The 24512-nt window shown below is 70.3% G+C and carries 18 protein-coding genes and 1 other RNA gene; 12 read left to right on the forward strand and 7 right to left on the reverse strand.

The annotated features are described in order from the left end of the window. Window positions 1-21: 21 nt before the first annotated feature. The gene (locus tag POL72_RS11715; RefSeq protein WP_272095214.1) at window positions 22-1902 is read left to right on the forward strand and encodes an ABC1 kinase family protein; all 1881 of its coding nucleotides are present in this window, start codon (window positions 22-24) and stop codon (window positions 1900-1902) included. Window positions 1903-1911: 9 nt separating this feature from the next. Then, on the forward strand, window positions 1912-2433 hold the full coding sequence (locus POL72_RS11720; protein ID WP_272095215.1) for a hypothetical protein: 522 nt from the start codon (window positions 1912-1914) through the stop codon (window positions 2431-2433). Window positions 2434-2527: 94 nt separating this feature from the next. On the opposite strand, the gene POL72_RS50940 is transcribed toward POL72_RS11720, so the two are convergent. Further along, on the reverse strand, window positions 2528-5110 hold the full coding sequence (locus POL72_RS50940) for a serine/threonine-protein kinase (RefSeq protein ID WP_272095216.1): 2583 nt from the start codon (window positions 5108-5110) through the stop codon (window positions 2528-2530). Between the two features lie 159 nt (window positions 5111-5269). On the opposite strand from POL72_RS50940, the gene POL72_RS11730 reads away from it, so the two are divergent. The 5 genes from POL72_RS11730 (at window position 5270) to POL72_RS11750 (ending at window position 10857) form a co-directional block, all read left to right on the forward strand. Beyond that, window positions 5270-5965 (forward strand): TIGR00266 family protein, encoded by a 696-nt coding sequence (locus tag POL72_RS11730; RefSeq protein ID WP_272095217.1) that lies wholly within the window; start codon window positions 5270-5272, stop codon window positions 5963-5965. Window positions 5966-5985: 20 nt separating this feature from the next. Next, complete coding sequence (locus POL72_RS11735) at window positions 5986-6654, forward strand: TIGR00266 family protein (RefSeq protein ID WP_272095218.1); 669 nt, start codon at window positions 5986-5988, stop codon at window positions 6652-6654. Window positions 6655-6669: 15 nt separating this feature from the next. Further along, the gene (locus POL72_RS11740) at window positions 6670-7356 is read left to right on the forward strand and encodes a TIGR00266 family protein (protein WP_272095219.1); all 687 of its coding nucleotides are present in this window, start codon (window positions 6670-6672) and stop codon (window positions 7354-7356) included. A gap of 350 nt (window positions 7357-7706) precedes the next feature. Further along, on the forward strand, window positions 7707-9215 hold the full coding sequence (locus tag POL72_RS11745) for an FHA domain-containing protein (protein WP_272095220.1): 1509 nt from the start codon (window positions 7707-7709) through the stop codon (window positions 9213-9215). Window positions 9216-9384: 169 nt separating this feature from the next. Next, window positions 9385-10857, forward strand: coding sequence for a GDSL-type esterase/lipase family protein (locus tag POL72_RS11750; protein ID WP_272095222.1), 1473 nt, complete (start codon window positions 9385-9387; stop codon window positions 10855-10857). Window positions 10858-10859: 2 nt separating this feature from the next. Here the strand turns inward: POL72_RS11750 and POL72_RS11755 are convergent, their stop codons facing one another. Continuing rightward, on the reverse strand, window positions 10860-12476 hold the full coding sequence (locus POL72_RS11755; RefSeq protein ID WP_272095223.1) for an NTP/NDP exchange transporter: 1617 nt from the start codon (window positions 12474-12476) through the stop codon (window positions 10860-10862). Window positions 12477-13055: 579 nt separating this feature from the next. Between POL72_RS11755 and POL72_RS50945 the strand changes: the two genes are divergently transcribed. Beyond that, complete coding sequence (locus POL72_RS50945; RefSeq protein WP_272095224.1) at window positions 13056-14297, forward strand: BamA/TamA family outer membrane protein; 1242 nt, start codon at window positions 13056-13058, stop codon at window positions 14295-14297. Window positions 14298-14397: 100 nt separating this feature from the next. On the opposite strand, the gene POL72_RS11765 is transcribed toward POL72_RS50945, so the two are convergent. Then, entirely contained in the window at window positions 14398-16173 is a 1776-nt protein-coding gene (locus tag POL72_RS11765) for a hypothetical protein (RefSeq protein WP_272095225.1), read from the reverse strand. A 100-nt stretch (window positions 16174-16273) separates the two neighbouring features. Continuing rightward, on the reverse strand, window positions 16274-17347 hold the full coding sequence (locus POL72_RS11770; protein ID WP_272095226.1) for an esterase/lipase family protein: 1074 nt from the start codon (window positions 17345-17347) through the stop codon (window positions 16274-16276). A 349-nt stretch (window positions 17348-17696) separates the two neighbouring features. Here POL72_RS11770 and POL72_RS11775 point away from each other — a divergent pair, with 349 nt between their 5' ends. Beyond that, window positions 17697-18482 (forward strand): hypothetical protein, encoded by a 786-nt coding sequence (locus tag POL72_RS11775; RefSeq protein WP_272095227.1) that lies wholly within the window; start codon window positions 17697-17699, stop codon window positions 18480-18482. 255 nt (window positions 18483-18737) lie between these two features. On the opposite strand, the gene POL72_RS11780 is transcribed toward POL72_RS11775, so the two are convergent. Next, the gene (locus tag POL72_RS11780) at window positions 18738-19028 is read right to left on the reverse strand and encodes an oxidative damage protection protein (protein WP_272095228.1); all 291 of its coding nucleotides are present in this window, start codon (window positions 19026-19028) and stop codon (window positions 18738-18740) included. A gap of 458 nt (window positions 19029-19486) precedes the next feature. Here POL72_RS11780 and ssrA point away from each other — a divergent pair. Together ssrA and POL72_RS11790 are read left to right on the forward strand one after the other, a co-directional pair. Continuing rightward, window positions 19487-19831: a transfer-messenger RNA gene (gene ssrA / locus POL72_RS11785) on the forward strand. A gap of 942 nt (window positions 19832-20773) precedes the next feature. Beyond that, window positions 20774-21625 (forward strand): hypothetical protein, encoded by an 852-nt coding sequence (locus POL72_RS11790; protein WP_272095229.1) that lies wholly within the window; start codon window positions 20774-20776, stop codon window positions 21623-21625. Window positions 21626-21872: 247 nt separating this feature from the next. Here the strand turns inward: POL72_RS11790 and POL72_RS11795 are convergent, their stop codons facing one another. Beyond that, window positions 21873-22040 carry a hypothetical protein gene (locus POL72_RS11795; RefSeq protein WP_272095230.1) on the reverse strand — a complete coding sequence of 56 codons (168 nt, stop codon included), beginning with the start codon at window positions 22038-22040 and terminating at the stop codon, window positions 21873-21875. Between the two features lie 1240 nt (window positions 22041-23280). Here POL72_RS11795 and POL72_RS11800 point away from each other — a divergent pair. Next, window positions 23281-23751, forward strand: a complete 471-nt coding sequence (locus tag POL72_RS11800; protein ID WP_272095231.1) for a hypothetical protein — start codon at window positions 23281-23283, stop codon at window positions 23749-23751. A gap of 231 nt (window positions 23752-23982) precedes the next feature. Here the strand turns inward: POL72_RS11800 and POL72_RS11805 are convergent, their stop codons facing one another. Next, window positions 23983-24150 (reverse strand): hypothetical protein, encoded by a 168-nt coding sequence (locus tag POL72_RS11805; protein ID WP_272095232.1) that lies wholly within the window; start codon window positions 24148-24150, stop codon window positions 23983-23985. Window positions 24151-24512: the final 362 nt, after the last annotated feature.

Genomic DNA, 24512 nt, shown 5'->3' on the forward strand with positions numbered 1-24512 from the left:
GAGCGATGCTAGGCTGCCGCGGTGTCACACGGCGCCGTCCCCGAAGAGCTGGGCCCGTCCTCCGGGCTGGTTCGCTCGCCCGCAGAGCCGCCGCGCGCGCCCGGCGAGCCGCACCCCGGCGTGGTCCAGCGCGAGCACGATGCGGACGGCGCGCCGAGGCCTCCCGACGCGGGCCACGCCCCGCCGCCCGGGTCCGCCAGGGCGCCGCGGCGCGCGCAGACCCCCGCCGCGACGCCGAGCTCGCTCCGACAGAACGCCGCGCAGAGCGGCCGCTTCATCCGCGCGTACCTGACGACGTTCACCGTCCTCGCGAGCTACCTCTGGTTCTTCTTCCTCCGCCGCCTCTTCGGGGAGACGTGGGCGAACAACCGCGTGGACGAGGTCCACGCGAGGAACGCCCGCCGCATCGAGCGCACGATCGTCGAGCTCCAGGGCCTCTTCATCAAGGTCGGCCAGATGCTCAGCATCATGGCGAACTTCCTCCCCGCGACGCTGCGCGCGGGGCTCGAGGGGCTGCAGGACCAGGTGCCGCCGCGCCCCTACGAGGAGATCGAGGCGCGCATCGCCGAGGAGCTCGGGCGCCCCATCGGCGAGGTCTTCGCCCGCTTCCACAGGGAGCCGCTCGCGAGCGCGTCGCTCGGCCAGGTGCACGAGGCGTGGCTCATGGACGGCACGCGCGTGGCCGTGAAGGTGCAGCACCGCGACATCGACGAGATCGTCCGCCTCGACCTGCGCACCATCCGCCGCATCATGGCGATCGTCGCGCAGTTCGTGCCCGTGCAGGGGCTCGACGCCTACCACCACCAGATCCGCTCGATGATCCTGGAGGAGCTCGACTTCGTGCGCGAGGCCAGGAACATCGTGCGCATCGCCGACAACTTCGCGAAGCAGCCGCAGGTCCGGTTCCCCCGGCCCATCGAGGCCTACTGCACGCGCCGGGTGATGACGACGACGTTCGTCGAGGGCATCAAGGTGGGCGACGTCGCGGCGCTCGACGCGCACGGCGTCGATCGCAAGGCGCTCGCGCGGCAGATCGTGCAGGTCTTCTGCCAGCAGATCTTCATCGACGGCATCTACCACGCGGATCCGCACCCGGGGAACATGCTGGTCGGGCCGGGCGGGGAGCTCATCCTGCTCGATTTCGGCGCGGTCGCCGAGCTCTCCCAGGAGATGCGCGAGGGCATCCCCGAGTTCCTCGAGGCAGTGATCCGCCGCGACACGGAGGGGATCATCAAGGCGCTGCGCAAGATGCGCTTCTTCTCGCGGCGGGACGCCGTCGACGTCAGCGAGAAGGTCGTCGAGTTCTTCCACCAGCGCTTCCAGGACGAGGTGAAGCTCGAGTCGTTCAACCTGAAGGACATCAAGCTCGACCCGCAGAAGGGCATCGAGAGCCTGATCGACCTCCGGCGCATGAACATCGGCCTGAAGGAGCTCTCCGGCGCGTTCCACGTGCCGCGCGACTTCGTGCTGCTCGAGCGCACCCTCCTCCTCTTGACCGGCGTCTGCACGCAGCTCGATCCCGACCTGAACCCGATGGACGTCGTGCGCCCCTACCTGCAGGACTTCGTCCTCGGCAGCCGCGACTGGGCCCAGATCGCCCTCGAGGCGGCGAAGGACATGGGGATCAAGGCGCTGACGATCCCGGACGACCTGCGCAAGTACCTCACGCGCGCCAACCGCGGCGAGGCCGAGGTGAAGATCCGCGGCCTCGCCCAGGCCGCGTCGCTCGTCTATACGGGGGTGCGCCAGCTCATCTACGCGGCGCTCGCGATCGCCGCGGGCTTCGCGGGGCTGCAGCTGTACCTGGCTGGCCAGGCGGCGCTCGCGCGCTATTGCCTCTACGGCGCCGCTGCGGCCGGGGCGCTGCTCGCAGGGAGCCTGCTGTTCACGAACCGAGGGTGACGACACGCCATGAGCTCGATCGATCTGTCCCAGTACGAGGCCGACGTCGCGGCCGCCGAGGCCGAGGTGACGCGGATCAGGGAGGAGAACGCGGAGCTCGCCGAGGAGTACCGCGGCGTCCCAGCGGAGGACGCGCGCGAGATCCTCCGCCGCGGCGCGGCGTCGCTCGCCGCCGCGCGCGACCGCTGCGAGGCGGCGCGCGTCGCGCTGAAGCTCGCGCAGACGACCGGCTCGCCGCACGGGCTGCTCGCGAAGGGCGGGGTCGTCGCGGGCTCGGTGGCCGTCGCCATCCCCGCCGGCTCGTCGAGCAGCGAGCGGGCCCGCCTCGTCGAGGAGGCGCTCTCGGTCGAGCTCGCCGGCGCCGCGCGCGACCTCGGCGTGGTGCTCGCCGCGCCCGCCGAGCGCTACACGCGGGAGCGCCCCGGGCGCGACGCGGAGGGGCGCACCATCCTGGACGTCTCCGGCCACGTGGAGGGCGACCTGCTGATGCCCGCCGTCTCCAAGGCGGCCAAGAACGCGCGCAGGAGCTGAGCGCGGCGCACGAGCCGAGCGCCGCGCACGCGAGCCGAGCTCCTCGCATGCTCCACGCGCTGTGCTCCGCGCGCTGTGCTCCGCGCCGCGGCGCTCAGGCCTTGAACGCGGCGATGATCGCCGCGGCCCGCTCCTCGACGCGCCCGCGGAGCGGGGCGAAGCGCGCGTCCGCGCGCGCGCCGTCGAGCACAGCGCAGCGCTGCATCCAGAACGCGTCGAAGAGCCCCGCGTCCACCGCGCCGGCGAGCACGCGGAAGAGCGCGTCGTCCTCGCCGAGGAAGGCGAGGATCTCGGCGTACATCTGGAAGAAGAGCGGGCGCAGCCGGCTGCCCGGCTCGGAGCTGTCCGCCTTCGCGCTCAGGAACGCCCGCTGCTCGTCCGAGAGCCGCGACGTCGCGAGCACGTCGCGGTAGATGCGCGCGTACTGGATCGGGATGGTCTCCGTCGCGAGCGGCAGGTCGTCGATGGAGAACGCGGCGCCGCGCCACAGCCCGAAGCGGGCGCGCATCACCGCCTTGTGAAAGCGGCTCGACGGGTCCTCCGCCGGCAGGTCGAGCAGCACGCCGGCCGCCGGCCAGTCGCCGAGCAGCGCGCGGCCGCGCGCCAGCTCCCAGCGCGGGAACGGCTCGCTCGGATCGAGCGCCAGCGCCGTGTCGAGCCGGAACATCGCCTCGTCGACGAGCCCCGCCTCGAGGAGGATGCGGCCGAGCAGCTCGTGCGCCTTGGCCAGGCTCGGCGCGCACTGGAGCGCCTTGCGCAGCGCCGGGACGGCGCCGACCGGATCGCCCGCGCTGAAGCGGACCGTGGCGAGGGCCACCCACGGCTCGCCGAGCGCGGGGGCCAGCGCGATCGCGCGCTCGGCGGCCTGCTGCGCCTTCGCGAACTGCGCCGCGCCTTCGCCGCGCGCGCCCATCAGCCGCGCGAAGGCGATCGCGTAACCGGACAGGATGCTCGGATCGTTCGGGGAGAACGACAGCGCCTCCTCGAAGAGCGCCACGGCCGGCGCGGCGTCTCCGTACCAGAGGCGACGCATCTGGTGGCGCGCGCGCAGGTAGAGATCGATCGCGCGCGGGTCGCTCGGCGACTCGCGCTCGCGGCTCGCGGCGTCGACGGTGAGCGCCGCGGCGATCGCGCCCGCCGCGTCGTCGCTCACCGTGAGCAGCGCCTCGGGTGAGCTGTCGAACCGCTTCGCCCAGAGCTGAAACCCGTCCTCGACGCCGATGACACGCACGGTCACGCGCACGCCGCCAGGCGGCATGCGCGACCCCGGCCGCGAGTACGGCGCAGGGGGCTGCGAGCGCGGCCCATCGGGCCCGTAGCCGCCGCCGCCGGTGCGGCGGATCGAGCCCTCGACGACGACCTGCACGCCGAGCTCGCGGCCGACATCCCTGGGATCGCGGCCGTCGAGCCGCACCCGTGAGACCGCGGCGCGCGGCCGGACCTTGAGGCCGGCGGTCATCGACAGGGTGTCGGTGAGGTCCTCGGTGAAGCCGTCGGCGAGGTATTCGTCGTCCGGCGCGCCGACGTTGCGGAACGGGAGCACGGCGACCGTCTTCAGCGACGACGTCGGCGTCGGCGCGGGCGTGGGCACGGGCGCCGCCAGCGTGGGCGAGTTGAGGCGACGCTGCGGCGCCGTGACCTCCTCGACCGGCGCCGCGGCGACCCGGGTCGGGTTCTGCTCGATCGGCTGCGGCGCCGTCGGCGCAGCCGTGGCGGCGGACGCGGCGATGGCGGACACGAGCGACTGCGCCGGCTGCGGGGCGATCGACAGGCGCGAGCGCGCGAGCAGGAGCGCGCGGTGGGCCTCGGCCGCGCTGGCGTAGCGATCCTCCCGGCGTATCGCCATGCACCTCAGCACGACGTCCGCGACGGCGAGGGGCACGTCCGGACGGACGGAGCGCGGGTCGGGCGGCGGAGACTTCAGCCTGGACATGGCGGCCGCGATCGCGCCGGCGCCCGGCCACGCGCGGCGGTGGGTGAGGCACTCGAAGAGGATCATGCCGAGCGCGTAGATGTCGGTGCGCGCGTCGAGGTCAGGCTCGCCGGTCAGCTGCTCCGGCGACATGTACGCGGGAGAGCCGAGCACGAAGCCCTGCGATTCGCCGGCGCTCGGCCCGGACGAGGTGCGCGCGATGCCGAAATCGGTGATGACGACGCGCCCGTTCCTGTCGATGAGCACGTTCTCGGGCTTGAGGTCGCGGTGCACGATGCCCGCCGCGTGCGCGGCGCCGAGGCCGTCGCAGAGCGAGCAGCCGATGCCGATGGCCTGCTGCGACGGCATCGGGCCCGTCCGCGCGAGGACGCTGTGCAGCGACTCGCCCTCGACGCACTCCATCGTGAGGAACTTCTCGCCGTCGTGGTCGCCGAAGTCGAACGTCCGCGCCACGTTCCTGTGCGTGACGCGGCGCGCGAGCTTCACCTCTTGCCGGAAGCGCTCGATCATGCCGGCGGAGTCGGCGAGATCACGGCGGAGCATCTTGAGGGCGACGATCTCGTCGAGCTCCACGTCGCGGACGCGGTACACGCTGCCCATGCCGCCGGTGCCGAGCAGGCCGAGGATCTCGTAGCGCCCGGCGATGCGCTGAGGCGCCGCGACGAAGCCAGACCCATGGCTCGGCTCGCTGCGCGGCTCGGCGCGGGGCGTCGGCTCGGAGGCCGTAAATCGCCTGTCGCTCACCCGCTCAGTCTACCCACGCTGAAGGGCAGAAGTCAGCGCGAGCGAACCACCGGACAGAAAACATGAAATTCGCCGAGTCCCGCTCACCTCGACATACCTTCTTCCCGCTTCCGCTCCTGGCGTCGCTCCGTTATATGTATGCGCTCCGCGGGTGGATGAATGCAGCATCGCACCAAGCATGAGCCGTCGTCCTCGCTGCTGGAGGTGAGCCTCGATCCGGGCGAGGCGCTGCTCGCGGAGGCGGGCGCGATGGTCGCGCGGTCGCCGAGCCTGCGGACGGAGGTCCGGCTCAACGCGGGCCGCGGGGCCGGGCTGCTCGGGCGGCTCAAGGCGTTCCTCGTCGCGCTGCTCCGGAAGCTCGCGGGGGGCGAGACGTTCTTCGTGAGCTGGATCGAGGCGCCGGAGGGCGGGTGGGTGTGGCTCGCCCCGCCGCTCAGCGGCGGCATCAAGCACGTCCGCCTCCAGGGAGAGACGCTGCTCTTCAGCGCGGGCTCGTACCTCGCGAGCGCGGGCGACGTCGACGTCAAGGTGCGCTGGGGTGGGCTGCGCGCCATCCTCGCGCGGGAGGGCGTCTTCTTCATCGAGGCCTCCGGCGTCGGGGATCTCTGGATCACGAGCTACGGGGCGATCGAGGAGCTCCCCTGCGACGGGTCGCTCGTCGTGGACAGCGGGCACCTCGTCGGGTTCGACGCGTCGCTGGCGCTCAAGATCAGGAGCCCTGGCGGCGGGCTCACGGGCCTCATGGTCTCTGGCGAAGGCGTGGTGTGCGAGCTCTCGGGCACCGGCCGCGTGCTGATCCAGTCGCGCAGCGCCGGCGCGCTCGTGGGGTGGCTCGCGCCGCTGCTCCCGCCCTGAGGGAGCGGCGGAGACGTCCGATGCAGGTGAATCTCCTCTACCGTCCCTCCCAGGCCCTCGCGCAGTGCTGGCTCGAGCCGGGCGAGCGCGTGTTCGCGGAGAGCGGCGCGCTCGTGGGCATGTCGACGAACGTGCGCGTGGAGACGCAGTCGGGCGGCATCATGTCGGGCTTGAAGCGGATGCTGGCCGGAGAGTCCTTCTACAGGAACGCGTTCGCCGCGGAGGGCGGGCGCGGAGAGGTGCTGTTCGCGACACCGCTGTCCGGGGACATGGCCGTGCTGGAGGTGGGTGACAGGCAATGGTGCGTCCAGAGCAGCGCCTATGTCGCGTCCAGCCCCGATGTCGACGTGAGGACGCGCTCTTCCGGCCTGCGCGGCTTCTTCTCGGGGGCGGGGCTCTTCGCGCTGGAGACGGCGGGGCAGGGTCAGATGATCATCGGCGCGTTCGGCGCGCTCGAGGAGCTCGAGGTGAGAGGCCACGTCGTCATCGACACGGGGCACATCGCAGCGTGGGAGTCGACGCTCGCCTGCCGGATCGGCAAGAGCACGTCGACGTGGCACGGCACGTGGCTCTCGGGCGAGGGCCTCGTCTGCCACGTCGAGGGGAACGGCAGCCTGTGGGTCCAGTCGCGCAACGCCGGCAGGTACGGCGCGGCGATCGGCGCGCGGCTCGCCCCGCGGCAGCCCTAGAGATCGGGGGACGGCGTGCGCGACGAGATCCGAGGCAACCCCGAGTTCGGCGTGCTCCACGTGACCTTCGAGCACGCCGGCGAGCAGATCGTCGCGGAGAGCGGCGCGATGGTCGCGCGCGACCCGGCCATCGACGTGAAGACCAGCCTGCAGGGCGGGCTCGCCAGCGCGCTCAAGCGCAGGATGACGGCCGGAGAGAGCCTCTTCCAGGACACCTTCACGGCGACGGCGCCCATGCAGTCGATGCGGCTCGCGCCGGCCCCCGAGGGCTCGATCGAGCGCCTCGTGCTGCGCTCGGGCATGGAGGTGTTCCTCCAGTCGGGCGCCTATCTCGCCTCCACGCCCGGCATCACGCTCGACACGACGTGGCAGGGGGCCAAGGGCTTCTTCGCCGGCGGCCTGTCGCTGCTCCGGGCGTACGGCGAAGGGCTGATCTGGTTCTCGAGCTACGGCGGTATCCACGCGATCGACGTCGGCCGCCAGCACGAGGGATATCTCTGCGACAACACCCATCTGCTCGCGTTCACCGAGGGCCTGAGGTATCAGGTGCGCAAGCTGGCCGGCCTGAAGGGCCTGTTCCTGTCCGGCGAGGGGCTCGTCTGCGAGTTCCGCGGGCACGGGAGGCTCTGGCTGCAGACCCGGAACCCGGGGGCGCTCTCGGCGTTCCTCCATCCGTTCCGGCCCGTGGGCGGCGGCCACTAGCTCCGCCCGCCAGAAGGCCGGCCAGTCCTTCCGGGCTCGCCGCGCGGGCGGGCGGCCTGCCTGGCCCGCCCGGCGCTCGCTGCGCGCGTGCCCCGGCGCGCGCCTCGGAGCCGCGCGCATGCCCCCTGCGCGCGCGAAGGTCCGAGGAACGCTCGTGGATTTCGGCGCCGGCGACGGCGCGGTCCCGGCCGCCCGCCGTGGGCCGGCGCGCCGTCATTGCCTTCCCGGAGGCGGACTCGCTAAAGTAGTCCCGCCTCGCTGAGGAGGCTCGTACGGCGAGCGGTGGTTGCCACGGATCCACAGGGGCTCGCGGGGCGAGCCTGGCCCCGCCTGAGTACCCCGAACCCGCTATGTGGAAGCTGACGATCGAGGATGACGAGGGGAAACAGACGGGGCTCCCCCTCGCCCATGAGGAGTACGCGCTCGGACGCGGAGAGTCGAACTCGATCCGGCTGACCGATCGCAACGTCTCGCGCACCCACGCCACGCTGGCCAAGAACGGCCAGGGCTGGCTCATCCGGGATCTCGACAGCTACAACGGCACGTACGTCAACGGCGGGCGCGTCCAGGGTGAGCAGCACCTGCGCCACGGCGACCTCGTGCAGCTTGGCGACTACCGCATCGAGATCGTCGATGAGGCGCTCTCGTCTGCCGTGACGAGCCCGACGCCGCCGCCGGGCAGCCGCAGCACGGCGCACCTGCCGCTCCACACCCGCCCGAACCGGCTCGTCATGGTCGTCGGCCCGACCCCCGGCGCGGAGTTCCCGCTCGACGGCGAGCGCTCCACGATCGGGCGCTCCGAGGACGCGACCATCTCGATCAACCACAGCTCCGTGAGCCGCCTGCACGCCGAGCTCATCAGCCTCGGCAGCGGCCGCTACGAGGTCGTCGACAAGCAGAGCGCGAACGGCGTGCGCATCAACGGCGTCGAGCTCAAGCGGGGCCTGCTCGAGGCGGGCGACGCGCTCGAGCTCGGCGACGTCCGCCTCCGCTTCGTCGCTGCAGGCAAGATCTTTCGCGCGGGGCCGGACGGCGGGCCTGGCGTGGCGCCGGGCGCCTACGGGAGCGTGGCCCCTTCCGCGCAGTCGTCCCGCTCGCTCGGCGGGGCGAGCAAGGCGATGGGGCTCCTGCTCGCTGTCGCCTTGATCGTCGTCATCGCCGTGATCGTGGCCACGCGCGCCCGGTCGCACGGGTCGACGACGCCCGAGCCGGACGTGAGGCCCGCGGCGCCGGCGCTGGCGGGCAACGACGCGCAGATCCTCGACGCGGCGCAGGAGCACCTCCTCTCGGGGAACATCGACGCCGCGCACCGGAAGCTGCAGGAGATCGCCGAGACGTCGCCGGTCCGGGAGACGCCGCGCTTCAAGGAGATCGAGGAGCGCTGGGCGGAGGGGATGTTCCGGCAGGTCGAGGAGGCCGGGACGAAGGCGGAGAAGCTCGCGCTGCTCAACGAGATCGCGAAGACGACGGGCGTCCCGACGGCGCTCCGCGCGCGGGTGGCCGAGATGCGGCGGCAGGTCGACCCCGAGGCGCCGCCCGAGCCGGAGCCGGTACCGGCGCACGTCGGCTCGCCGCCGTCCTGGCTGCCGCAGCAACCCGCGCCCACGCCTGCGCCTGCGCCCACGCTCTCGGCCTCGGCGCCCGCGCCCTCGGCCTCGGGCGCCGCGCCGGCGAGCTCTGCCCTCGATTCGAGCTCGTACCCCGCGCAGCGGCGGGCGCTCGAGCCGAAGGTCTGGAACGGGAAGGCGTCGGCCAGCGAGATCAAGCTGCTGCGCGCGATCTGCATCCACCAGGGCGACGCCGTCTGCCGCGACAAGGCGACCGCGGCCCTGGACAAGCTGGACAAGAAGGGCCTGTAGCCGCCGGGCGCTTCCATTCTCCTTTCCGCGTGCGTCGATGACCTCCAGGAGCAGCACCAGGGCTCACGAGCCGGCCGTCCGCGAGCCGGATGTCCGTGAGGCACACGTCCACGAGGCGCCGGAGCCTGGCGGGCGTGATGTTCCTCCCGCGGAGCGCGGCGGAGGCGCCGTGCGCCCCGTGCGCCCCGTCCCCGAGGCCTCGCCGGCGCGGAACGGGCTCGCGTCGCCGGCTGCGCGGGCGATGGCGACGCTCGCCCTGCTCGTGCTCGTCCCCTACGCGCACCCGAGCCTGTCGCGGCTGCGGGTGCTCACGCCGCTGCCCGAGGGGGAGGGGCTCGTCGTGGTCCCGGCGCCGGCGCCGGTGGCGTCGGTCGGCGAGACGACGCTCGCCACCGAGACCACCGAGCAGGCCGAGCTGCGCCAGCCCGAGGAGGTCGCGCTGCCGGCCGCGGCCGCCGAGCTCGTGCCGGCCGCTGTCGCCTCCGAGGGCAAGCCGCCGCGGCCGATCGAGGACCCGAGCGGCAAGGCGATGACGCCGTTCTTCCGCGCGCTCGCGGCGGTGGAGCGCAAGGCGCCGCAGTCGATCGCGCGCATCACCTACTTCGGCGACTCCATCGTGGCGAGCGACTTCGTGACGGCGACGCTGCGGCGCAAGCTGCAGAAGCGGTTCGGGGACGCAGGCCACGGGTTCATGCTGATGGCCAACGCCTGGCCGGGATATTTCCACAACGACGTTGTCCGCTTCGCCGGCCCTGGCTGGCAGGTGAGCCGCGTTGTGGGCCCGTTCGCCAAGGACGGGCTCTACGGGCTCGGCGGCGTGTCGTTCCGCTCGCAGGGCGCGGGGGTGTTCTCGCGCTTCGGCACCGCGGAGTCCGGGACCTTCGGGCGCGCGGTCTCGCGGTTCGCCGTCGATTACCTGAAGCACCCCGAGGGCGGGCGGATGGAGATCAAGATCGACGGCGAGAGCCGCGAGATGATCGACACGCGGGCCGACGCGGCCACCTCGGCGATCGCGACCTACGAGGTCCCGGACGGGCCGCACGCCATCGAGGTGCGGGCGCACGGCCCCGGGGTGCGGGCGTTCGGCGTCTGGATGGAGCGGGACACGCCGGGGGTGGTGCTCGACGCGATCGGCATCCAGGGCTGCCGCATCCGCTTCCTCGACAAGAGCGACGACGCCCATTTCGCGGAGCAGCTGCGCGCGCGGAGCCCGTCCTTGACGGTGTTCCACTACGGCATGAACGAGAGCGAGGACGGCGAGCTGTTCCCGCTCGATCAGGTCGAGTCGACGATGAAGGCGGTGCTCGAGCAGGTGACGGCGGCGCTGCCCGGGTCGTCGTGCCTGCTCGTGGGCCCGATGGATCGCGCCGACAAGAAGGGCGAGGTGTACCGGAGTCGACCGGTGATCCCGAAGCTCGCGGCGATCCAGCGCAGGGTGGCCGGGCAGGTCGGCTGCGGCTACTTCGACACCTTCGGCGCCATGGGCGGCTCCGGCTCGATGGGGATCTGGGTCCAGCGTGGGCTCGGCGGCGCCGATCTCGCGCACCCGTCGGGCGCGGGGGCCGAGGTCATCGGCCGCTGGCTGTACCTGGCCTTGATGGAGGCCTACGAAGGCTGGAAGGCGAACGCCGCGCGGCCCTGAGGCTACGCGGCTTCGCGGTCGCCCGACTTCGGCGCCGCCGGCTCGTCGGCGGCGCGCCGCCTGTGCTCCCGGGCGATGCCGGCCACGACGCCGAGCCACACGAGCGCGAGGGCGATGTTGACCATCGCGAAGTGGCGTGTGGAGAGCGCGAGCACCTGGCCGGCGATCACCCCCACGGCGGCGAGCACGTCGCCCGCGCGGACGACGAAGGTGTCGATGGCCGCCTTGGCGCTGTACTTGGCGTCGCGGCCGACCGGCAGGAAGAGCGCCTGCCGCGCGGTGTTCTGGATGGAATAATCGGCGCTGTTCTCCGCGATCTTCGCGACGCGCACGACGGCGAGCGCCGGCAGGACGGCGAGGGACGCGTAGCCGAGCAGAGCGATGGCCGGGAGGATGAACAGGGCGAATCGCACGCCGAGGTACTTGAAGATGCGGGAGACGAAGAAGAGCTGCAGGACGACGCCGAACGTGTTGACCCAGTAGAAGAAATCTCCCTTGAAGGTCCCGATGATCGCGCCGAGCGCCGCCTTTTTCCCCTTCTCGGTGCGCGGGTGGACGAGCCCCGCCTCGGCGCCCTCGACGATCTTGCCGCCGGCCTCGACGTCGAACGCGCCGCCCTTGACGGCGGCGATCTTCCCTTCGAGCAGGCGCGACGCCTGCGGATCGACGAGGTAGACCGGCGCGCCCGCCGCGAGCGGCGCGCCCGGGGCCGCGCCGGCGGGGGCCGCGTCCGCCGCGCCGCGCTGCTCGCTTCTCGGATCGAGCGCGCTCGTGGCGGACTCGATGAGGGTGCGATCGAGGATGTACTCGCCGGTCGAGTTCACCCAGTTGAGGACGAGCGTCAGGCCGGCGATGAGGAGGAGATAGCGGTCGCGCGCGATGATCTTGAAGCCGCCCGCCGCGCCCCCGGGCGGCGCGTCGGCCTTGTCCGCGGCGCCCTTCGAGCCCGCGAGGTCGTCGCGGTGGACGAGGTAGGTGAGCCCCAGGCAGGCGAGCAGCACGCCCGCCGCGAGGAGCATCATGTTGTACGGGCCGATCGGCACGTAGACGCGCTTCGCGATCTGCGCGCCGAGCATGGCGCCGAGGGAGCTCCCGATGCCGACGATGGCGAAGAGCCGCTTGCCCTGCTCGGGCGTATAAACATCGTTGGCGAACGACCAGAACTGCGCGATCACGGTGAGGTTGAAGCAGCCCACCCACAGATAGAAGGGCACCCCGAGGGGGACGCCGAGGCGCGCGAGGACGAAGAAGAGGACCAGGTTCGCGGCGAAGAAGAGCGTGAGCGCGGTGGTGAGCTGCATGCGCCCGAAGCGCCTGGCCAGGGCGCCATAGGCGCGGACCACGCCCACGAGGAGGAGCGCCTGGCCCGCCGCCGCGTAGGCCTTCACCTCGGGGCCGTCGAGGTCGAGCCGGCGCCCGCCGATCTCGAGCCCGCCGCCCGCGAGGATCAGCGGCTCGCGGACCACCTTGAGGAGATAATAGCCGGTGAGCAGGAGGAATACGTTCAGCGTGAGGACGAGGACGCTGAAGCCCTCGCGCGGCTTCACCTCGGCGAAGATCGAGAGGAGCCTGTGAAGCACGCCCCGGGACCGTGTCTCGTTCTCTCCTGTGCTCGCCACCCGCCGCTCCATCCCGGGAAACCCGCCGTCCTGGCGGCACCGGAACCGGAACAGGACCGATCCCGAGCGCGCGAGGCTATCGAGCCTGGTCCCGGCCGGCAACCTCCCTCTCGCGGCCGGGCGTGTGAACCGCCGCGTCCGCCGCGTCCGCCGCGCCGTCGCGTGGACGCTCGACAGGCGCGCGCCGCGCAGACAGGCGTCTCTCGGGTCGTGAACTCCGCTATGCTCCCGCGCCGCGACGTGTTTCCGTGCGAGAAGCGAGGCGGATTGGGCACCAACGAAGAGGGACCGACGCGCGCGCTCGGCACGGCCTTTCGGCGACGCGCGGCCGCGCTCGCGAGCTGCGCCGCGCTGTCGCTCTGTGCCGAGGCGCAGGCCGCGCCGCAGGCGGAGGGCGCCACACCGCCGCCCGTGCTCCCGGGGGCTCCGCCGGCGGCTCCTCGCGTATCGGCTGAGCCTGCTACTCCGCCGCCCGTGCTCCCGGGGGCTCCGCCGGCGGCTCCTCGCGTATCGGCTGAGTCTGCTGCGCCGCCGCGGCCTCTTGCGGCGGCGCCGCCGGCGTCCGGCGCGAAGCGCCCTGTGCCGGATTACGATGGTCGCCCGGACGAGGCGACGAGCGCCGGCGACGTGCTGCTCTGGGTGCCGCGGGTCGTGTTCTTCCCCGCTTACCTCGCCAGCGAGTACCTGGTTCGGCGGCCGCTCGGCGTTCTCACCGTCGCGGCGGAGCAGGGCGAATGGATCAAGGAGCTCAAGGACATCTTCACCTTCGGGCCGAACGACAACATCGGCATCGTCCCGACGGCGCTCTTCGACTTCGGCTTTCGCGCGAGCGTCGGCGTTTACTTCTTCTATGACGACCTGTTCGTCCCCGGCAACGAGCTCCGCGTCCACGCCGCGACCGGCGGGGTCGACTGGTGGAGGCTCACGGTGGCCGACCGGATCCCCCTCGGCGGGCGCGCTCACCTGAAGCTCCGCGGCGAGGGGGACATCCGGCCTGACTGGCTGTTCTCCGGGATCGGCCCGAGCTCGCTGGAGCGCGACTGGGCCCGCTACAACGCCCGCAGCGTCGAGGGGACCGCGACGCTCCACGCCGATTTCGGCGCGTTCAGCTTCGTCGAGGCGACAACCGGCGCGAAGACCGTCGACTTCCACGACATCTGCTGCAAGCCGACGGTCGGCTTCCGGGTCGCGCACGGCCGTTATCCGATGCCCCCGTCGTACGACACGGGGTATACGGCCTACCGGATCGGAGCCCGCGCAGGCCTCGACTCGCGCCGGCCGCGCCCTGCGCGGGGCAACGGCGTCCGGCTGGAGCTCTCCGGAGAGCACGCCGCCGACCTGGAGCGGCCGCTGGAGAGCCGGTGGATCCGCTACGGCGGCTCGCTGGGCGGGTTCGTCGACCTCACCGGACACGATCGCGTCGTGAGCCTCGTCCTCTCGGCGGCCTTCGCCGACCCGCTCGGCCCCGCGGAGGTCCCCTTCACCGAGCTCGCCGAGCTCGGCGGCGACGCGCCGATGCGGGGCTTCCGCGAAGGGCGCCTCCGCGGGCGGAGCGCCGCCGCGGCGACGCTCGAGTACCGTTATCCGATCTGGGCGTTCGTCGATGGCACGATGCAGGTCGCCGCGGGCAACGTGTTCGGCGAGCACCTCCGCGACTTCGATCTCGACCTGCTCCGCATGTCGTTCGTGCTCGGCCTGCGCACGAGCGGCGAGCGCGACCACTCCATCGATGTCCTGATCGGCTCGGCGACGGAGACCTTAGAGCAGGGGGCCGGTCTACAGGAGCTGCGGTTCATGGTCGGCGCCACCCACGGCTTCTGAGCGAGCGGCGGTCACCCGCTTCGGATACGGGCCCATCTCGACGTTTTCGGTGCTCAGCGCACCGGAACCGCCGCTCGGCAGGGCGTGTCCCGGGGGAAGCTCAGTTGGGCGGCTCGGCGTCGTCGGGGCGCTCGATGCCGACGAGCTTGTAGCCGCGGCGGGGACCGAGGTCGTAGAGGTGGGCGCGCAGCGGACCGGGCGCCTGCCCGTTCAGGACATCGATGATGGCATAACGCGAGGGCGCGTCGTCGGGCGCGCCGCCGTCCGCGGCGATGTGGGGGAGCGAGAGGCACACGCCGCCGTCCGGCGAGGGGCGCACGACAGGCCGCGTGTGCAGGGCGAGCGACTCGCCGGCGTACATCGCGGCCTCGTAGCGGAGGTCTTGCGGGCGCGCGACGCCGGTGCGCCGCGCGAGATCGACGCCGCACAGCGCCACCGGCGAGGCCAGGGCGACGTCGGCGATGGGCGACAGGCGCGTCAGGTACCGCGCCATGATCGCGCGCTGTCGCGCGAGGAGCTTGCCGATCAGGAACGCTGTGTGGCGCGGCGCCGTGAAGTCGCCGGTCCGCACGGCAGCCTCGATGAGCTCCGGCGTGAAGCGCGCGAGCGCCCGGGCGGCCCAGGCGCCGTCGAGCTCGGTCATCCGCCCGAAGGCCGGGTTGGGGTAGCCGCCGCGCCAGGCTTCCGGCCGGAAGTCGCGATCGCTGAAGAAGCCGAAGATGTCGCCCTGCGGGTCGTGGCTCGCCCGGTCCCAGGGCCGCTCGGGGATGCCGAGCGTCACGAAGTCGAGGAGCGCGTACTCGGCGTCGAAGTAGAACGCGTGGCCGAGGCGCTTCGAGATCTCCTCCCACTCCCACTCGCTGCCGAAGCAGTCGCCGAGATCGATGTAGTAGTGGCGCACGTGGCCTGGCGACGCGTCCTTGTCCTTCGGGTCCTCGGCGAGCCAGACATCCATCGAGTTCTGCTCGCGCGAGTCGAAGTGGTTGAGCCAGGCGGCGAGCAGGCGCCCCCCGCGCAGGTCGCGGCGGTCCTCGTGCGGGATCACGTCGTTCGGATCGTCCTCCCGGGTCCCCTCGTACCTGAACGGGCCGATCGCGCGGCCCGGGAGCCAGCGCGAGGCGACCATGCGGACCCGGTCGCCGCGCTTCGAGGCCTTGGCGAGCACGCCGTCGAGCGCCGCCTGATCGAAGGGCCTGGCGACGCCGCTGTTGTCGGTCACGGTGAGGCCGGGCGACAGCTTCAGGCTCGACGGCTTCAGGTAGACAACGCTGTCGCACGGCGCCCAGAAGCCGGCGGCGTGGTAGAGGCGCGCCGCGATGGCGGTCGCGCCGGTGGCCCGCTCGGGCTGGTCCGAGGGGTCGGCCTTCAGCATGAACTTGCCGACGCCCTCGACCTTGATCCGGAAGCCGGGGTTCGCGCCGTTCGGCTTGCCCATGTCGATGACCCAGGACCCGTCCGGCGCCTCGGGATCCAGCGTCTTGTCGCCGCACGGCCCGCGCACGAGCTCCTCGACGGAGAGCGGCCGCTTGCCGATCCGGTTCGTGAACCAGCTGGAGTCCGGCACCTCGTCGACGCTGTTCACGTTGACCGCCTCGCCCCCTGGATCCACGGCGAAGAACCGCGTCACCGGGCGAAAGACGAGGTTGTCGGCGGCGTCCCACGCGAACGAGGACTCGTAGGGCGCGGGCGAGCAGAGGCGGTGCTGCGGATCGTCGCTGGGCGCCTCGGGATCGGGCCGGCAGGGCAACGAGACGGGGCTCAGGTCGGCGTCGCGCCAGACCGGATCGCGCAGGGGGAACCGGCGCACGTCGCCGCTGCACGCCGCGCTGAGCAGGGCGAGCAGCGGGAGCGAGCAGGTGAGCGGCGCCTTCAGCATCGGCGGGTGATGGTAGTGGAGAGGTCGCCGCTCGGGGCGGTTTTCGGCGGAGCGAGCGCGGGCGAGCGGCGAGCGGCGAGCGTGGACGACGGCGGGCTCGTCAGAAGCCTTCTTGCCGGAGCCGCGCGATCACGGAGCGGTAGAAGTCGAGATAGAGCCAGGGGTTCCCGTCGCCCGGACTCTGTCCGAAGAGCTGGCCTATCTCGTCGAAATGGTCGGCCGGGATACAGCCCCAGAAGTCCCCCCATCGCGCGTCCCGCGCGCGCACCAGGCCGTCGTTCGGGAACGACTCGCCGATGCCGCCGTCGAGGAGGGTCTCCGTCAGCGACAGCAGCGGGTGGACCGGGTCGAGGCCGTCGTCGAACTGCGCGACGAAGGGCGCTGGATTGAGCGTCGAGCAGTCCCTGCCGCCGCGCGCGCGGTTCGTCCGCCCGCCGAAGGAGGCATAGTACACCCCGGGAGAATCGGTGAACCTCGCGTTGAACTCCGCGATGCCGGGCGTCGAGAACTGCTCGAGCGCCGCGAAGACGCTCGTCTCGTTGCCTATCTGATCGTAGAGCGGCGCGCCGATGGCGTTGATGAGATCGTCCAGGATGTCCTGCAGGCGCTCATCGGCGACGAGCTCGAGCGCCACGTCGGCGACCTTCGAGCCCAGGTGCGGTGTGGCGACGGTGACGATGGAGGCGACGAGATCGGGCCGATCATGCGCCACCACGCGGGCGTCGAGCCCCCCCTGCGAGTGGGCGATGATGTTCACCTTCTCGTGGCCTGTCGCCGCGAGGATCTGCTCGATCCGCGCGAGCAGCTGCGCGCCGCGGACCTCGGAGCTGTTGAACGGGTCGACGGAGGGCGTGAAGACCGTCTCGCCGCCCTCGGCGAGGGCCTCTTTGAGGTTGTAGAAGTAGCTGACGTATCCCGCGCCCGCGAAGTCCTCGAATCCGAAGAAGCCGTGAGCGAGCACGATGGGATACGGCGGGCCGAGCTTCCCTGACGGCCAGCCGCCGCCGGCTTCGCCCGGGTCGTCCGGCGAGCCGGACGAGCCCGACGAGCTCGTCCAGACGCCCGAGGCGGAGCCGCCGCCCGCGCCCGTGAGCACTTCGCCGGTGCTCGCCGGCGGATCGAACTGCTCCCCGGCCGCGCTGCAGGCCGCGAGGAGAGCACTGGCGGCGACCATCACACACCCTCCGAGAGCAGCGGACACTCGCCGTCGCCTTCGACGAGCACCCGTGTGAGACTTGCACTTACGCGAACCCCCAACACACGATGACGAGAATGCCGACGAAGAAAGATCCAGCACGACCACCTCCTGCCGGAATCAGCTCAGACTCTGCTGATGGGATGCTGATGTCAAGCGCTGTCGGAAATTTGAATCCTTCGAGGCGTGCAGCGCATTGCGTCGCGGGCAGCGGGGGGCCTTCTGCCAATGCACCACGTGGTTTGACGCCGTGGTGGCGCATTGCGTCGCGGGTCGACGTTGTTTTTCCATGCGGAGGGGCGGGCTGGCTCCGGTAGGTTCGTCGGCCATGCGATCTGTCCAGAGCTCGTTTGCGCTTGTCCTGATGGGTACCCTCGTCGCTTGCGGTGGCGCGGCGCCTCCTCCGTCGGAGCCGGATCGTGCGGAGGCCGAGGCGGCATCTACGGCGCCGGCTGCGAAGGACGGCGGCGAGGCGGCGGAGGGTGAAGGTGGGAAGAAGGAGGAGGACGCGGCGGCCGAGGCGTCACGGCAGATCCCGACGACGTGCGAGCAGCGGGGCAACGAGTGTTTGCCGCCGGTGGCGTTCGTAAAGCGCCTCTGCAGCGGGTTCCATCCGGACGTGGCGCTCACCCTGTTCGCGAAGGGATCGCCGTTCACGCGCGGGTACCTGACGCGGGACACCGACGCGGTGAACGCCTCTGGCGGGTCGTCCTCGAACGACAAGCTGGTCTTCGATGAGGAGGTGCTGATCCTCTATCACCGGGAGCCGGAGACGGGGGGCATGGTCGTGAGCGGAGCCGGGGGCGGATACGAGGTCCTGCGATGGGACGGGACGTGCGCCACGCTGATGGCGGAGGAGGTCCGGCAGCACGTGCCGCCGAAGCCGAAGTTCGCGGCGATCCCGTGGAAGAGCCTCGATCAGAAGACGCGCGACGCGTTCCTGGCCGACGAGAAGACGGGCAAGCTCATCATCGAGCGGAAGAGAGAGTGCAAGGGCGCGACGATGGGGGCGGTCACCGCGAAGTGCGAGAAGGTCGACAAGCAGATGGCGGCGGCGCTGATCGAGTACGTGCGCGGCGGAGGGGCGTTGCCGACTCCGGGTCCGCTGCCCTGAGGGGCGGAGGGGCAGCGGCCCTGGGGTTAACCAAGAGCGCGCTACATTCTCCTACATCCGAACGTTTACGTGAACGTTTACGTGGTCGTGAACGTTTACGTGGACGTGGTCGTGGTCGTGGTCGTCAACGATAGGCCGTGAACGACCACGACCACGACCACGACCACGTCCACGTTCACGTCCACGACCACGTCCACGTTGGTGACCGGGGGCGGGTGGGACGGCTGCCGGGCAGAGCCGCGGCGGGCGGGTCGGCTACTCCGGCTTGTCCTTGGGCGCCACGTAGTCGGGCGGGAGCTGCGCGGCTTCGTTCCCGCCGGTGAAGAAGTACTTGTCGAGCTCGGTCATCCAGATCCGCTGGCCGGCCTCGGAGATGAGGTCGAGGCGGTACTCGTTGATGAGCATCTTCGAGTGCTCGAGCCACATCCGCCACGCCTCCTTCGAGACGTTGTCGAAAATCCGCTTGCCCAGCTCGCCCTTCAGCGGCGGCTTCTCCAGCCCCTCCGCCTCACGGCCGAGCTTCACGCACTGGACCATCCTCGCCATAAGTTGCCCGACTCCTTTTCGCGGGCTTCTTAGCCGAGCCGCGAGGAGCCGTCGAGAGCGGCAGGCGCACAGGCGAGGTCAGCGGGGGGCCAACCTGATAGCCGAGCCCGAGGAGCCGTCGACCGCGGCAGGCGCGCGGACGAGGCCAGCGGGGGGCCGAGCAGGTAGCGGCCCGACCAGAGCGGCAGGTGGGGCCAGAGCGGCAGGTGGGGCGAGCGGGCGGGCAGGCGGCAGCAGACTGAGGCCGGTGCAGGAGGGCGAGGAGAGGGCGGAGGCCAAGGCCGGTGGAGGCGCGTGGTGGCAGCAGCCGCCAGGAAATCCGGAAGAATCGAACGGGAACGGCCTCGACCGGCGCACGGCGCCGTCCGCGACGGCGGCAGCGACGGAACGATCTGACACCGAAGGGTTGACGCCAGCACGGTTTCTAGCAATATTCGGTCCGTCTGAACGAACCACGAGGGGGCGATCGGCTTCGACGTGGGGACTGAAGGTCTGTCTGCGTGCTGGCGGCTCCTGCTCCGCCTATCAAGCGGGACGTTACAAGTGCGAACGACAACGCATACGCTGTCGCGGCCTAATAACCGCTAAGCCATCCGAGGAGAAGGTCGTCCTAGTACTCTAAGGGTGTCAACCACAGGGCTGGGTCGCGTGAGGACGCCCTCGATAACGCGGCCGAGATTCAGTGAGGGATAGGTCGTAGCCGAATCTACGAACGCCGTCGCCGGCGCATGGCGACTACGCACGTGAACGAAGGTAGACTGGATGCCTTGCGGACCCGGGTTCGATTCCCGGCGCCTCCACCAAGAAGACACGGCGAGAGCCGTGTCTTCTTGCTTTTGTGGGATCTGCGTGTGACCTGATAAAATTTGGCGGGGGTCTGGGCGGGGCTGGACGGTGTGAAGCAGGGCACCGGTAGCGGATAGCCATAGCCGAACTGGCGGAACGGAACGGGGCGGGATGGCCGACTCGGGGCCCGCGAGCCGGATCCCGAGTCCGCCCTACTGGAAGCCGGGACCAGTGGAGCAGGGCCGGATGCAGGTGGACCGGCGGTGACCCCGATCCCCCAACCTAGCCGAGACGAAGCTGCCGGGCGGGCTCCTCTTGACACGAGACGGTATCTCCGCTGACCTCGCAGAGGGAGGTGGCCATGGGGGTGGCTGTACGCGTTCGGTAGAGCACATCCTGAGGGTGGATCGAGCGGTAATCAGGACCAGAGAGACGCTATCTCGGCGCGGACCGCACCGACCGGCGAGTGGGGTTGCGCCGCCCGGTCGTCTGTCAACGAGACGGTCGTCTCGTTGTCAGTCTTCGCGAACGCTCTGGACTCCAAGCATGACGACGACGCCCGTACCCTCCACAGAACGCTCCAGCGGGAAACCATCGCGCTTGGCGACCCTGGAGTATCTCGACCGCGACGCCGCCCTCGCCCCCACCAGGTAGCAGGATCCGCGGGGTTGCCGATGCCCCGCCCTCGCCGGGTCTCCGCAGCGGCGGCCTATCTTCGGAGATGCGCAGATAGGTCGCGGAAGTCGCTGCCTATTCACGGGAATACGCAGATATGCCGCGGAGCGTCGCGACCTATTCGCGGGAATACGCAGATATGCCGCGACGCTTCGCCGCCTACATGCTATAACCCGCCGCTAGGCCCTGCGACGCAACTGATTGCGACGTTAGGCGAGTTGTAGCCGCCGCCGAGCCACATCACCCGCAACGCTCGCACAGATGAAGATCTGATAGGAGGCAGCATGGTAGGACGACGGGGCAAAAACTTGCGTGAAGGCGATCTGGCAGAGGGAATTGGAATCGAGCTTCTGCGGACCTTCTCTGCGGTTGCGCCCGTCCCTCGCACGGAGGACACAGGGATAGACGCGATATGCACTCTTCTTCGCCCTGAAGGACGCTTTCTGGTCGCCGAGGATTCCTTCCTTGGACAGATCAAATCTGCCTCTGTACGCAAGCTTGAATTTGAGACTGAGTCGTACGCCTGGCTGCTACGACTCAACCTGCCGCTCTATATCGCGAGCGTGGAACTCAAGTCTGCAACAATCGAGCTATTTACCATGCAACGCGCCGTGGACCGAATAGACGACGGATGGCATGGTGTCGTCGCATATCTCGACGCCGTGGAAGGTGACGATGGCGAGGACTACGACCACGGCCCAATCGTCCGGGACGGCGTTCACCACGTCTGCTTGGGCCCTCCCATCCTTCGTTGGTCAGCAATGGACGCCGCTTCTAACGAGTTCCGCAAAAACGCGTACGACGTGACCAAAAGGTGGATCGAGTTGGAAGCCATGAACATAGCACTTCGACCTTACAGGTGCTGCAATGTTCCGCGGTGGAGCACGAATGGGCGCCCGGAAGTGACGTATTCGCGCTATGGCGCCCAGCTCGATTCGCCGCTCGTGGAGGACTTTGGAAAGCGCGTTGGAGCGGTGTTTATGAAGCTGGCAAACGACTCTAGCCCGTCCGATTCCGCAGCACTTCTTGCCACAATCCAAATTCTTCGTCGCAACGGATTCGGTGGGCGTGAAATTCAAATCGCTGAACTCGTCCTCCAGCGAACCGTCGGTAACCGTGAGCTTGTCAGTGAGTGATGCATTTGCAGATACTCAACGGGTGCAAGCGCGGTTCAGCTTGCTCTGTGCTGCAGACCGACAAGCATCGCCTAACTCTCGGATGGATCCGACGGCGCTTCGCACCGCGGCTCATCCGTGCGTTAGGCCGCTTACGCGCCGGAGTGCTCGACCTCCTTGTCTCTGCTGCAGCGAGCAGCCGCCCGATGGTCTCGTGGGCGATGCGCGGCCTCGACGTCGCCCGCCGCGAGCGCGAGCCCAGCCGGGGCTACCCGCCGCGCCGGCTGCGCTCGGCAGCGAGGTCGATGACGCCGGCCGCATCGGCTCCCGGCGCGCCGAGCAGCCGCCCGATGGTCTCGTGGGCGATGCGCGCGGCCTCGATGTCGCCCGCCGCGAGCGCCGCCCTCATACCGTCCGCGAGCTGGCCCAGCAGCACCGTCCGCGGGTCCGCCGGTTTCGTCTGTGATTCGTCCGGCTCACGACGTTCCGCGCACTTAGCCGCCGTCGATGGCACGCTTGCCGCTCCCGTCGCATGCGGAAACCTACGCGATCCCTGCGGATCCCTACCCTCGGCAGGCGTTTCGATTCCCGGCGCCTCCACCAAGAAGACACGGCGAGAGCCGTGTCTTCTTGCTTTTGTGGGATCTGCGTGTGACCTGACGAATTTTGGCGAGGTCTGGCGGGGCTCGACGGTGTGAGACAGGGCACCGGCAGTGGGTGGCGATAGCCGAACGGGCGGAACGGAACGGGGCGGGATGGCCGACTGAGGGGCCTGCGATCCGGATCCCGGGTCCGCCCTGCTGGAAGCCGGGACCAGTGACGCGGACGCGGAACCGGTTGTAGGTGGACCGGAGGCGACCCCGATCCCCCTACCTACCCGAGACGATGCAGCCGAGCGGGCGCCTCTTGACACGGGACAGTAGCTCCGCTGACCTCGTAGAGGGAGGTGGCCATGAGGATGGCTCGACCGGCCATGAGGGCCGGAGAGACGCGCTCTCGGCGCGGACCGCATCCGTCGGCGCGTAGGGTTGTGCCGTCGGATCTTCTGTCAACGAGACGGACGTCTCGTTGACAATCTACGCGAGCGTTCTGGACTCCAGGCATGACGACGCCGCCCTCGCCCCAGGTAGCAGGATCCGCGGGGTTGCCGATGCCCCGCCCTCGCCGGGTTTCCGCAGCGGCGGCCTCTCTTCGGAGATGCGCGGATAGGTCGCGAAAATCGCTGCCTATTCACGGGAATACGCAGATGTGCCGCGGAGCATCGCGACCTATTCGCGTGAATACTGAGATTGGCCGCGGCGCCTCGCCGCCTACATGCTATAGACCGCCGCTAGGCCGCGCAACGCAACTGATTGCGATGTTGGGCAGGCAACGGGGCAGCTATCTACTTCGGGTGACGTATGACTCACACCAAGGTCCTCCTCAGTTACATCGCAGCGGCGCTTGCATCGAGCCTTGTATCGGTTTCCTGCTCGCGACGCGAACAGTCGGAACCCGGACGAGACGAATCAACTGCTCCGTCGCACGCGCCTTCCGTAGCGAGGTCCGCGATCTCGGATCCCGTGGAACCAAGCCCGGAGCCCACGCTTCAGCCACAAGCCGCGAACGACTTACCTCAACCTACGCCTCGCTCCCCTCCGATCCTCGAGGCGGACCCGAATTCGAAGGGAGTGAGAATGGGCAAGCCGCTTTTTTCCTGCTACTACGTGAGTTTTGCCTGGGGCCTTAGTAAGCATCACGGGCACGTCATTGATGATCAGGGCCGGATTTGGTTCTATGACCTGGGAAGGACCTGGGATCCCCAACCCGCCGGGGACGGACTCTATCTTGAGACCGGGCTGAGAGAGCGATTCAGAAATCCCGTCCTCCAGTCGCGCCGCGTTCCTCCTGCGCAGCTGGCCGACATGCGGAAGAAGGCGGAGATCGCTCGAGGCGGTCTAATCGAGAAGAAGTCCATGGCGCGTGATGCGGGCAGCGCCGGCTGCGAGGCCTACCTGTGGGAGAGATCCGACGCGTACCGGGAAGTTAAGCTCGGCACCAGTGGCGGCTATGAGATTCGCAACTCCAGCTTGGAGGCCGGCCATCTCCAAGAGTGGCTACGGGAAGAAGTCGGCATCGGCATCCCTCCGCAGTCCCGGCAGAAGTAATGGCTCCGAAGCGTACACGAAGCTGCCCAACGAGGCCATGCACCCGACCGGCGCGGTCGCTCGCCTCCGGCTCGCTCGCGCGACGGCGGGTGATGGCCAAGTCGTTAGGCCGCTTACGCGCCGGAGTGCTGGACCTCCTTGTCTCTGCTGCGCCGACCAGCCGCCCGATGATCTCGTGGGCGATGCGAGCCGCCTCGACGTCGCCCGCGGCGAGCGCCGCCCCGTCCGGCGCTACCCGCCGCGCCGGGTGCGCTCGGCGGCGAGGTCGATGACGCCGGCCGTGTCGGCCCCCTGCGCGCCGAGCAGCCGCCCGATGGTCTCGTGGGCGATGCGAGCCGCCTCGACGTCGCCCGCGGCGAGCGCCGCCCCCATGCCTTCCGCGAGCTGGCCGAGCAGCACCGTCCGCGGGTCGGCCGGTTTCGTCCGCGATTCGTCTGCCTGACGCGGTTTCGCGCACTTAGCTGCCATCGACGGCACGGTTGCCGCTCCCGTCGCATGCGGAAACCTACGCGATCCCTGCGGATCCCTACCCTCGGCAGGCGTTTCGATTCCGGCGCCTCCACCAAGAAGACACGGCGAGAGCCGTGTTTTCTGCTTTTTGTGTGCCCTGCGTGTGACCTGACGAATTTTGGCGATGCTGGATTGCTGCGTGGCTGAATGTAGGTGGGACCATCCGAAACGGGCGCGGCGGGTAGCGCAAGGGCACGGGCCTTCACAGAACTCCACCGCGGGCACCAGGCCGGCGGGGTGAACCCCGGTCC

The organism is Sorangium aterium (assembly GCF_028368935.1).
GTDB lineage: Bacteria > Myxococcota_A > Polyangia > Polyangiales > Polyangiaceae > Sorangium > Sorangium atrum.